Annotated in this window: 9 protein-coding genes; 7 read left to right on the top strand and 2 right to left on the bottom strand. The window is 33.7% G+C overall.

Annotated elements, in window-relative coordinates; translation table 11 throughout:
- Positions 1–95: 95 nt before the first annotated feature.
- Complete coding sequence (locus AC1RPK_RS07210; protein WP_409022267.1) at positions 96–422, bottom strand: heavy metal-binding domain-containing protein; 327 nt, start codon at positions 420–422, stop codon at positions 96–98.
- A 73-nt stretch (positions 423–495) separates the two neighbouring features.
- On the bottom strand, positions 496–1,233 hold the full coding sequence (locus tag AC1RPK_RS07205) for a peptidylprolyl isomerase (protein ID WP_481761937.1): 738 nt from the start codon (positions 1,231–1,233) through the stop codon (positions 496–498).
- 398 nt (positions 1,234–1,631) lie between these two features.
- Between AC1RPK_RS07205 and AC1RPK_RS07200 the strand changes: the two genes are divergently transcribed.
- From AC1RPK_RS07200 to dltB, 7 genes are all read left to right on the top strand, one after another.
- The gene (locus AC1RPK_RS07200) at positions 1,632–3,878 is read left to right on the top strand and encodes a transglycosylase domain-containing protein (RefSeq protein WP_481761936.1); all 2,247 of its coding nucleotides are present in this window, start codon (positions 1,632–1,634) and stop codon (positions 3,876–3,878) included.
- 2 nt (positions 3,879–3,880) lie between these two features.
- Positions 3,881–5,302 (top strand): hypothetical protein, encoded by a 1,422-nt coding sequence (locus AC1RPK_RS07195; protein ID WP_481761935.1) that lies wholly within the window; start codon positions 3,881–3,883, stop codon positions 5,300–5,302.
- Positions 5,303–5,461: 159 nt separating this feature from the next.
- On the top strand, positions 5,462–6,187 hold the full coding sequence (locus AC1RPK_RS07190) for a response regulator transcription factor (RefSeq protein WP_481761934.1): 726 nt from the start codon (positions 5,462–5,464) through the stop codon (positions 6,185–6,187).
- The gene (locus tag AC1RPK_RS07185) at positions 6,187–7,632 is read left to right on the top strand and encodes a sensor histidine kinase (RefSeq protein WP_481761933.1); all 1,446 of its coding nucleotides are present in this window, start codon (positions 6,187–6,189) and stop codon (positions 7,630–7,632) included. The genes AC1RPK_RS07190 and AC1RPK_RS07185 overlap by 1 nt, the downstream gene beginning before the upstream one ends.
- Positions 7,633–7,784: 152 nt before the next feature.
- Positions 7,785–7,997, top strand: coding sequence for a teichoic acid D-Ala incorporation-associated protein DltX (locus AC1RPK_RS07180; RefSeq protein WP_481761932.1), 213 nt, complete (start codon positions 7,785–7,787; stop codon positions 7,995–7,997).
- Between the two features lie 14 nt (positions 7,998–8,011).
- Positions 8,012–9,541: a D-alanine--poly(phosphoribitol) ligase subunit DltA gene (dltA, locus tag AC1RPK_RS07175; RefSeq protein ID WP_481761931.1), complete on the top strand. Its 1,530-nt coding sequence runs from the start codon at positions 8,012–8,014 to the stop codon at positions 9,539–9,541.
- A complete protein-coding gene (gene dltB / locus AC1RPK_RS07170) occupies positions 9,541–10,737 on the top strand; it encodes a D-alanyl-lipoteichoic acid biosynthesis protein DltB (protein WP_481761930.1) in 1,197 nt (398 codons plus the stop codon). The genes dltA and dltB overlap by 1 nt, the downstream gene beginning before the upstream one ends.
- Positions 10,738–10,741: the final 4 nt, after the last annotated feature.

Here is a 10,741-nt window from a genome sequence, read left to right as displayed (position 1 = left end):
ATACTGGGATAAAGCCATTTAGAAACATATTAAATTTTATATTATTTCATCCGTCAACTTGACAGGGCCTAGTACATTGTTGAAACTTTTTTTCATTATTTAATGTATCGAACTGCGGTACCATATGCGGCAACTGATTGCATATCTTGACCAATTGAACCGGAATCAAAACGCATCATAACAACTGCATCAGCACCCATGCTTACTGCATTGTCGCGTAAACGATCAATAGCAGTATCTCTTGATTCAGCCATCATTTCTGTGTAGGCCTTAATTTCGCCACCGACAATATTTTTAAGACTGGCACCAATGTTTTTGATAACATTTTTAGATTGTGTTGTAAGGCCAAAAACTTCCCCAATTACTTCATATTCTCTACCCGGAATACTTTCCGTTGTAACGACTAGAATTTTATCTGACATCTATAAAACCTCCCTTTATTAGTATCTTCATAGTAACATAGTTACTTTATAAGAGACTGCAGATTTGAACTGATTATTTTGTCTCTTGGAGGACTTTAATTGTTTTAACTTTAACATTAGTTGTAGGTTTATCACTTGAATTAACTGCAACTGCGGCAATTTTATCAACAACATCCATCCCTTTGATAACTTGACCAAAGACAGTATAAGTACCATCAAGTGAAGGTGTGCCACCATTTTTGTATGCATCAATAATTTTTGACGGTGTGCCATCTTTAATATCAGCACTGGTACTTACATCTTGGTTATTTTGAACAATGTAGAATTGACTACCAATTGAATCAGGTTCTGACGTTTGTGCCATCGCTAAAGCACCACGGATGTGGTAAAGGTTACTTGAAATTTCAGCACCGAATGTATGACCATAAATACTTTCGCCACCAGTACCATCCCCTTTAGGATCGCCACCTTGAATCATAAATTCGTTAATAACACGATGGAAGAGGGTATTATTATAGTACCCTTTTTTACTATGAGTAATAAAATTCTTCACAGCTTTTGGTGCATATTCCGGGAATAATTTGATTTTGATATTTCCCTTTGTTGTCTGAATATCTACGACAGCTTCTTTTTTTGTTACTTTTGAACTAAGTTGTGGTAGTTCAACGTTTGACGCTACACTTGATGAAGAAGTAGTAGTTTCCGTATCATTTGTTGTTTCTGCATTTTGATGGTAGAAGAAGAACCCAATTCCCCCAAGAATAATGATAATAATTACTGCAATTAAACCAATCATTTTTTTGTTTTTCATATTAACCCCAAACTTTCTTTATTTAATTACTCTAGTTTAACGTACGAGGTAGAAGTTATACAAGTCTTAACTTAAACATCCAGTTTAGCGCTTGTATATAGTCATTATGATTGTTATATTTAACATATATAAATGGGGATGACTCACGGTTAAATGAGGATTTAATACTTATATGAACGTTATCAATTGTGAACGATATAAAAATTTACATAGTTAGAGGATTACAATACAATTATCGAAATGGATTAGTCAGATTTTGTATTGTTAAGAAAAGTAGTAGGGGGTTACGTTTTGTTAGTTGGTAATAAATTGGGAAATTTAGATTTATACATAGAAAAAATAATAAATAATGTCATGGCAAGAGATGTGACTCGTGTCACAGAATCGGGGATGGCATAATGGTAAAACAAAATAAGAAAGATAAAGAAAGATGGCGTCATCGGCATCCGTGGATTTTTAGAGTTATTGCAATATTTGGTGTTTTATTTTTATTAGGAGTTACGACGATAAGTATTTATATTGCGACAGTTATTAAGTCCGTGCCAACAGTTACAAGTCAGGAATTAATATCTGATGCCAGTTCAAATATGTATGATAAAGATGGCCAGTTAATTTGGTCTTCAGCGCTGAATAAACGAGTTTATGTTAAGTCAAAAGACATTCCTGAAACATATAGTAATCTGTTATTAGCAACAGAAGATCAAACATTTTACAAAGACGCGGGATTTTCGCCCTCCGGCTTATTTAATGCGGGACTTTCTTCCATTAAATCAGCTGTAGGTAAAGGGTCAGCTCGAGGTGGATCAAGTATTGAGCAACAGTTAATTAAATTAACTGTTTTTTCAACGAGTAATAAAGATCGGACTGTAGACCGGAAAATAAAAGAATTTTTCTTAGCGCAACAGTTATACCATAATTATAGTAAGAAACAGATTTTAGAGTTTTATGTTAATAAAATGAGTCTAGGCGAAGGATCATATGGGGCACAGACCATTTCAGAAACGTATTTTGGTAAAACTTTAAAACAATTGAGTATTAGTCAACAGGCAATTATAGCTGGATTGGGCCAAGCCCCTTCTACCTATAATTTATATTCAAACCCTAAAGCCGTTCAAACACGCCGAAATATAATATTAAAAACAGGGCTTGAGAATAAGGTAATTACAAAGAAACAATATAAAATTGCTGTCGCAGAATCAGTGACAAAAGATTTACAGAAACGCCATTGGATGGAAAATTCTGTTACAAAAAAAATTCTTGAAAATAATGCTTATGTTACTTCTGCCTTAGAACAAGTTAGCGATAAAGGGTACGATTTAGCTAAAACTCCATTACAAATTACAACAGCGCTTGATTCAAAGCAAAATGCGACTGTTAAAAAATTAGCTGATAATAAAAAATATTATCAAAATTCAGCAGAACAATCTGCAATTACAATTACAGATCCTAAAACGGGGAATATTGTTGCTCAATATGGTGGACGTCATCAAAAAACTGCCTTCAGTTATAATCGGGCAATTTCTACGCAGCGTTCGTCAGGATCAGGAATTAAGCCACTATTAGATTATGGCCCTGCTATTGAATACTTTGGGTGGGCAACCACACATGCCTTAGATGGCACTTCATATACTTATCCGGGAACTAATCTTGTTGCTCAGAATTTTGATAAAGTGAGTTATAAATCAATAACGATGCAAAACGCATTACGAGTTTCGGCTAATACACCAGCAATTAGAACGTTAAATACTGTTGGGAGTGCGAAGGCTAGCCAATTTTTAGCACAAGTAGGGATGGCTCAAAATAATGCACCTGCGGGGTCGCAGGCTATTGGACTCGATGTTTCTACCGAACAAATGGCGACAGCATATGGCACCGTTTCAAATGGCGGAACCTATCATGCGGCTCGTTACGTCACAAGTCTAAAATTTTCAGATAATAGTGTTAAAAAATATGAGGTAAATAGTAAACGTGCTATGAAGGCCTCAACAGCATTTATGCTAACGTCAATGATGGAAGGCGTACCTAATGCCGGTGGGACAGCGCCTTCTGCAAGAATTGATAATGTTCATCAGGCAATGAAGACAGGGACCGTCGGTTATTCTGCTTCATCGGGATTTCCAGCGAATGCAAATATGGATGTCTGGATGAATGGGTTCACTAAATCAACTTCTATTTCGATGTGGTTAGGGTATGATGAACCAATGAAAAAAGGACATTATATTACTGATGCTGCATCTGCAATGACAAATGTTAATTTATATCGTGACCTAATGGTACATTTTTCAAAAGAAAAGAATGCTGATAATAGTGAGTGGACAAAACCATCAACTGTTATACAATTGTCAGGAACTGGTCTTGCAGCTCAATATGAACCTAACGATAAAGTAGTAACGTTAGGCGTTAAAGAGCCAGAAAAAATTGATGTAAAAAAAGCTAAAATATATAAAACGTATTTGTCTAAAAAGATTGCTGAGGACACGTTAAAAATAAAATTAGAGGATCCTTCATATCACAAGAAACCTGAAGCATATAAAATTGGTTCATGGGAGCAGTCAACTCAGAAAAAATTAAATAATGTTCAGAAAAAATTAGACAAGGCTAATGATGGCATTAAGGCGGCTAAAGAGACGTTAGAGGGTGAATAAAAATGGAACCGAGATCAAGAGGGACAAAGCAAACAGGAAAAAAAACTGTTAACCGAGAAAATAAAGCAGATTTTAAACCAGAACAAGCTAGTCATAAATCGATACGACAATTTTTAAAGTGGGCGTATCGTATTTTGTTGTTTATTGCGGTTAGCTTGAGTATTTGGAGCGTCTATACGGTTATCAATCGGTATCAAATTAGTCTTGATTGGTCCAAAAATGATAATTCAAAATTAACAATGGCAAATCAAACGCCAGACTCACTCTACGACTCTAATGTTAAGTCTAAAGAAGCAAAACAAAAGTTTAATGAAATTTATGCAGATAGTTACAACATTAAAACAGAGGAGTTAACGACTAAAGCAACTTCAAGTGAAATGAAAAAATTAGATGATACATTATCAAATATTTCTAAGAATTCACGTGCTGATTACCAGACAAAATATGATAATTTATTAAAAAAAGTGAAAGTGAATTCATTATACCAAGATGTATTTGTTAAGGATGATGAACAAACAGTTAAAGTAAATGTGACCCCTGGAACGATTCAAAAATTGAATAATGAACAATTTGGGTACATTAATCAGTTATTGATTAATTCTTCAAATAAAGATCAATTTGCCAATCGAATTTATACACTACAAAAAAATTTGGCAAAAGATGCAATAGCAATAAACGGTGTAATGTCCATTGCCATGAAGACAGCCACGTATGACCCTTTGTCAGGTAATGTAGAAATCTTGAAAAAAAGTACAAGTCAGCAAATAGATGACTATACGAATGCTGTCAGTAAATTACACTATTCATGGAATAATCTTGCCTTTTTAAATCAAATTGAAGAAGTGATAGCTAAAGATTTAGCCACACAGACAGAGCAGTATCAGGTATTTGATGATTATAAAAAAGATCTTTCAGATAAGAAACAAGCCGATAAAAAGTTGGTTTCACTTGAAGAAACTTTATCTCATGCATTAAAAAAACAGGCTGAAGATAAGAAACAAGCTGAAATTTATATAAAAGTTCCTAAATTTGGATCTCAATCGGAAGCGCAAAAGTGGGCCAACAAAAACCATATAGAAATTGTATTTGTACAGAAATGGTCTGGGAAAAACATGATATTATCGGAGCCGAGTGAAGGAAACTTACTTAAGCGAACAGATAAATTAAAGGTAATTATCCAACACCAAAGTTATAAGGGAACTTCAGCAAATAAAATTTACTCGGGAGCAAGTAAAAAGTCATCCAGCGCATCAAGCCAGGAGGCAAAGGCAAGTTCTGTAGAAGAATCAAGTTCAACGGATGAAACAAGCTCTAGTTTAGAAGCCGACGCGTCATCAGATACAGCCGTAAGCAGTTCAGAATCAAGTGCTATTAGTAGTAGTACAAGCCAGGTAAGCAGTTCATCAGCTACTAAAATACAGTAAAAGTAGTTACAATACATTAAAATTGATGGTATTAAAATATATTACGAAAAAAAACTAAAAATATTCATATTATTTAGTTATACTAATGGAATATAAGACCGCTCAAAGTAGCAGATAAGATTATGATTTTCATTAAATTGGAAATGAAAGAGGAATAATATGAAATTATTGATGGTAGAGGATAATAAGGCAGTTTCTGAAATGATGTCGATGTTTTTTCAAAAAGAAAAATGGGACGTTCAGTACGCTTATGATGGTAATGATGCTGTTGCTATGTTTAATGAAGATCCGGATAGTTGGGATATGATTACGCTTGATTTGAATTTGCCTGGTATGGATGGCATGCAAGTCAGTTCTACGATTCGAAAAGTTTCAGCTAATGTCCCCATTATTATTTTAACGGCACGCGATACCGAAAGTGATCAAGTTCTTGGATTAGAAATGGGCGCAGATGATTATGTAACAAAGCCTTTTAGCCCAATAACATTGATTGCTAGAATTAAGGCCCTTCACCGCCGGGCAGAAAAACCAAGTGTTGGAACTGACGATGAAACAGAAAATGAAAGTACTAGTTTTGATATTGTCACAACTCACTTTAAATTAAGTACAGCTCGTCGAGAAGCATACTTACAAGACGTTTTAATTCATGATTTAACACCAAAAGAATTTGATTTGTTGAAAACGTTGGCCAATAAACCAAAACAAGTCTTTTCAAGAGAAAAACTATTGGAATTAGTTTGGGATTATGAATTTTTTGGTGATGAACGAACAGTTGATGCACATATTAAAAAATTACGTCAAAAAATTGAAAAAGTGGGTCCACAAGTTATTCAAACGGTGTGGGGTGTCGGTTATAAATTTGATGACTCAGGAGCTGGTTACTAATGAAGCTACTTTATCAGCAAATGTTAGCATTCTTCGCGGTTATTATTACATTGGTCATTGTATTTGGCGCTTTATTTTTAAATTTCACGAGTGATATGGTCTATAAAAATACATGGACACAATTGGAAGGTTACTCGGATAGTTTAATGTCAGAATCAATGGTTTTAAAAACAACCGATTCAAAAACGCAATTTAATTTAAACTTAAATAATTTAAGAAATGCAGAATTAATTTTAAAAACGCAAAATGTTCGATTTACTATTTATACTAAAAAATCTAAAATTATCTATCCTGATAATGCGGTACAGGACAATATTACAAGTGAGCAGTGGAAAAAATTGGAAAATGGTGAAGTTGTTCACCGTACACCGCATATTAATAGACAATTAAAAACAGATATGAAAGCAATTAATATGACCGATATTTTGAAACCTTATTTTTATAATGGTAAATTATATGCGGTTATATCGGTTGGAGCCAATGTTTCTAATATTCAATCCAATATGAGTCAAATGACTCAGAATTTGGTTATTGCGTTTATTGTCTCTGTTATCGCTGGAATTATTTTGAGTTATCTTTTAGCGAGATACTCTGTTTCTAGAATTAATCGATTGAGACGTGCAACTCGAATGGTTGCTGATGGTAATTTTGATGTGCATATCGAAAGTAGACATCGAGATGAAATAGATGATTTGGCACAAGATTTTGATGGCATGGTTTCTTCATTGAAAGAATCAGAGAAAGAAATAAAACGTCAAGAAGAACGTCGTAGACAATTTATGGCTGACGCTGCACACGAAATGCGTACACCGTTGACAACTATTAACGGACTACTTGAAGGGCTAGCATACGATGCAATTCCAGAAGAGAGCAAAGGGAAGAGCATTGAACTAATGCAAAGTGAAACTAAGCGATTAATCCGATTAGTCAATGAAAATTTAGACTATGAAAAAATTAGGACAAATCAAATTACGCTAGCACCAAGTAATTTTGATGCGGTTATTGTTTTGAATAACATCGTTGAACAACTAACAAAAAAAGCAATAGAAGCCGACGATAAGATTGAATTAAGTGTTCCTAAAAACTTAATGGTTTTTGCGGATTACGATCGATTTGTGCAAGTTATTTTTAACATTACGCAAAACGCCATTCAATTCACTCAATCAGGAACGATTCATATTTCAGCTGAACGTGGTTACCATGAAAGTATCTTTAGGATTACTGATACAGGTATTGGCATGACAAAAGACCAGCTAGAAAATATTTGGGAACGTTACTACAAGGCAGATCCATCTCGTAAGAGTACTAAGTACGGAGAATCAGGATTGGGATTATCAATTGTTCATCAATTAATGCAACTTCATAACGGAAAAGTTGAAGTGATGAGTACTGAAGGAAAAGGGACAACGTTTACATTGACGTTTCCAAATCAAGAAAATGAATAAATAGTTAAAAAATTATTAAAGAATGATTTCTATATACAAATAGAAATCGTTCTTTTTTGTGATATAGATGTAATTCTGTTACACTAAAAAGCGGTTAATAAGATTATTAACTAAGTTTAATATTACAAAATTGTTAGGTTAGTATGACATAGATGAATGCTAAACGGGGGAAAAAAAGTGTATACTATATTCATTCTAAGGGGGATGTGATAAATATGAGCCAAAAATGGCATGATTTAAAAGAAAATGAAGTTTTTATGTTTATCGTTCGAACTGCCTTTTATTTTATTGTATTGGCGATGCTAGTTTACCTGTATTCATTTAAAGGTATAAGTAATGGTACGTTTATCTATAATGAATTTTAAAGGAGAGCAAAGACATGATAAAAAATGTAATTAATCAAATTGATATGATCGCAATGTCCGATCCCAATCGCATTGTTTACAATGATTTGGGTGAGACAAATACTTATCAACAGTTAAAAGAAAAATCTGATGCATTAGCATTGCATTTGATTGAATTAAATTTAGATAATAAACGTCCAATTATGATATATGGAAATCAAAAATTTAATATGCTAGTGGCTTTTTTAGGAAGCGTTAAAGCAGGGCACGCATATATTCCAATTGATTCGCACTCACCAGCTGAGCGTTTAGAGTCAATTCAAGAAGTTGCGAAACCAGTCGCTTGTATAGCTGTAGCAGAATTACCTGAAGTTAAACTCGATGTACCTGTAATTTTATCAACTGAATTAACAGAAATTATTGAGAATAATCAAGGGGTAGAAGTTCCTGATCCTAGTTTCCAAGTAACTGGTAAAGATAACTTCTATATTATCTTTACATCTGGTACGACTGGACAGCCAAAAGGGGTTCAAATTAGTCATGATAACTTGATAAGTTACGTGAACTGGATGATAGAAGATTTCTCTCTACCAGAACATCCCAATAGTCTATCTCAGGCACCATACTCATTTGATTTATCAGTAATGGACTTGTATCCTACATTAACTATGGGTGGTAAGTTATCTGTTTTACCTCAAGAAGTGACGGATAATTTCAAAGTTCTTTTCCAAACGTTACCTACTCTGGACTTACAAGTTTGGGTTTCAACACCATCATTTATTGATATTTGTTTATTAGAACCAACGTTTGATGATAAACATTTACCAGATCTTAGTCGATTCTTATTTTGTGGTGAAGAATTAACTCACAAAACAGCTGCAGCATTGAAGCAAAGATTCCCAATGGCTAAGATATTTAATACGTATGGTCCTACGGAAGCAACAGTTGCGGTTTCGAGTGTTGAGATTACTGATGCTATTTTAGAACAATACCCACGATTACCAATTGGTTATGCCAAATCAGATACAAAGATGGTTGTAGTTAATCCAGAAAATGAACTAGTACCAAATGGTGATGAAGGTGAATTAATTATTGCTGGACCTAGTGTCTCAAAAGGTTATCTTAACAATCCTGAAAAAACGGCCAGTGCTTTTTTTGAAATGGATGGCGTAGCTGCCTATCGAACTGGTGATGCAGCAATCATAAATTCTGAAGGGATGTTGTTATATCGTGGACGAATTGATTTCCAGGTTAAACTACATGGTTACCGAATTGAATTAGAAGAAGTTGACCATCATGTGTCATCGCATCCATTTGTAAAACAAGCAATCACTATTCCAAAATATAATAAGGATCATAAAGTGGTTCAATTAATTGCGTATGTTGTTCAAAATGATAATCCAGTTGAACGAGACTCAGAATTAACAGTTGAAATTAAAAAATACTTGTTAGATACAATGATGTCATATATGATTCCACAGAAGTTTGTTTATGTTGATGTTTTACCATTAACGCAAAATGGTAAAATTGATCGGAAAACACTAATAAATGAGGTGAATGCTTAATGGTATCATTCCAACCTTATGTCAATCCGATGTACTTTCTATATCTTATTGTTGTTTTAATTCCAATTATTGTTGGTTTGCTTAATGGTAAAAGATTTAGATTGTATGAAACGTTAATTTCATTACTCTTTATTTTCTTAATATTTGGCGGTCCAAAACTTCACGAAGGCTTTAATTTACTTATTTATATAATTTTTGAAGTCTTACTTATCGGTTTATACATGAATTATCGTAGTAAGTATAATCAAACGTGGGTTTTTATTATGGCTGTCCTTTTAGCGATAGCACCATTATCCATCGTAAAAATAACACCAGCCATTAATAATGGTATACCATCAATTATTGGCTTTTTAGGAATTAGTTATTTAACGTTTAAAGCGGTTCAAATGATTATGGAATCGCGAGATGGTAGTATTAAGAAATTTGATTTGATGCTAACCTTACAATTTTTATTGTTTTTCCCAACTATCTCATCGGGACCAATCGATCGTTACAGACGGTTTGTTAAAGATTATCAAAATGTCCCAAGTCGAGAAAAATATTTAGAAATGTTACAAAAGGGTGTATTTTACATTTTCTTAGGTTTCTTATATAAATTTTTACTAGCATACCTATTTGGTACGATGCTGTTACCTCACGTCGCACGTATTGCATTACTAGACGGTGGTATATCGTGGGCCTTAGTTGGTTACATGTACACGTACAGTATGGATTTATTTTTTGATTTTGCTGGTTATAGTTTATTCGCAGTTGGTATCAGTTACTTTATGGGAATTGAAACACCTCCTAACTTTAATAGACCTTTCATCGCACACAATATTAAAGACTTTTGGAATCGTTGGCACATGACACTTTCATTCTGGTTCCGTGATTTTGTTTATATGAGATTAGTCTTTTTTATGATGAAACATAAATTAATTAAAAGTCGAATAACAACAGCTATTGTTGGTTATTTTGGATTATTCTTACTCATGGGATTTTGGCACGGGGTTACTTGGTATTACATTGCCTATGGCCTATTCCATGCGATAGCTATCGTCATTAATGATGCATGGCTCAGATTTAAAAAGAAACATAAAACCAGTATTCCAAGTAATAAATTTACAGAAATTTTTGCAATCTTTATTACGTTTAACATCGTTTGCTTAAGTTTCTTAATCTTTTCAGGATTTTTGGACAAACTATATTTTTCATAAAATA

Source organism: Dellaglioa sp. CoH-55-MRSF-6 (assembly GCF_056782215.1).
The sequence above is the reverse complement of the archived record's forward strand: the minus strand, read 5'-3'. Positions and strand labels throughout refer to the sequence as shown.

Coding starts and splice junctions, on each gene's coding strand:
- AC1RPK_RS07195 (WP_481761935.1), top strand. CDS start 3,881: ATGGAACCGAGATCAAGAGGGACAAAGCAAACAGGAAAAAAAACTGTT.
- dltA (WP_481761931.1), top strand. CDS start 8,012: ATGATAAAAAATGTAATTAATCAAATTGATATGATCGCAATGTCCGAT.
- dltB (WP_481761930.1), top strand. CDS start 9,541: ATGGTATCATTCCAACCTTATGTCAATCCGATGTACTTTCTATATCTT.
- AC1RPK_RS07210 (WP_409022267.1), bottom strand. CDS start 422: ATGTCAGATAAAATTCTAGTCGTTACAACGGAAAGTATTCCGGGTAGA.
- AC1RPK_RS07200 (WP_481761936.1), top strand. CDS start 1,632: ATGGTAAAACAAAATAAGAAAGATAAAGAAAGATGGCGTCATCGGCAT.
- AC1RPK_RS07180 (WP_481761932.1), top strand. CDS start 7,785: ATGAATGCTAAACGGGGGAAAAAAAGTGTATACTATATTCATTCTAAG.
- AC1RPK_RS07190 (WP_481761934.1), top strand. CDS start 5,462: ATGAAATTATTGATGGTAGAGGATAATAAGGCAGTTTCTGAAATGATG.
- AC1RPK_RS07205 (WP_481761937.1), bottom strand. CDS start 1,233: ATGAAAAACAAAAAAATGATTGGTTTAATTGCAGTAATTATTATCATT.
- AC1RPK_RS07185 (WP_481761933.1), top strand. CDS start 6,187: ATGAAGCTACTTTATCAGCAAATGTTAGCATTCTTCGCGGTTATTATT.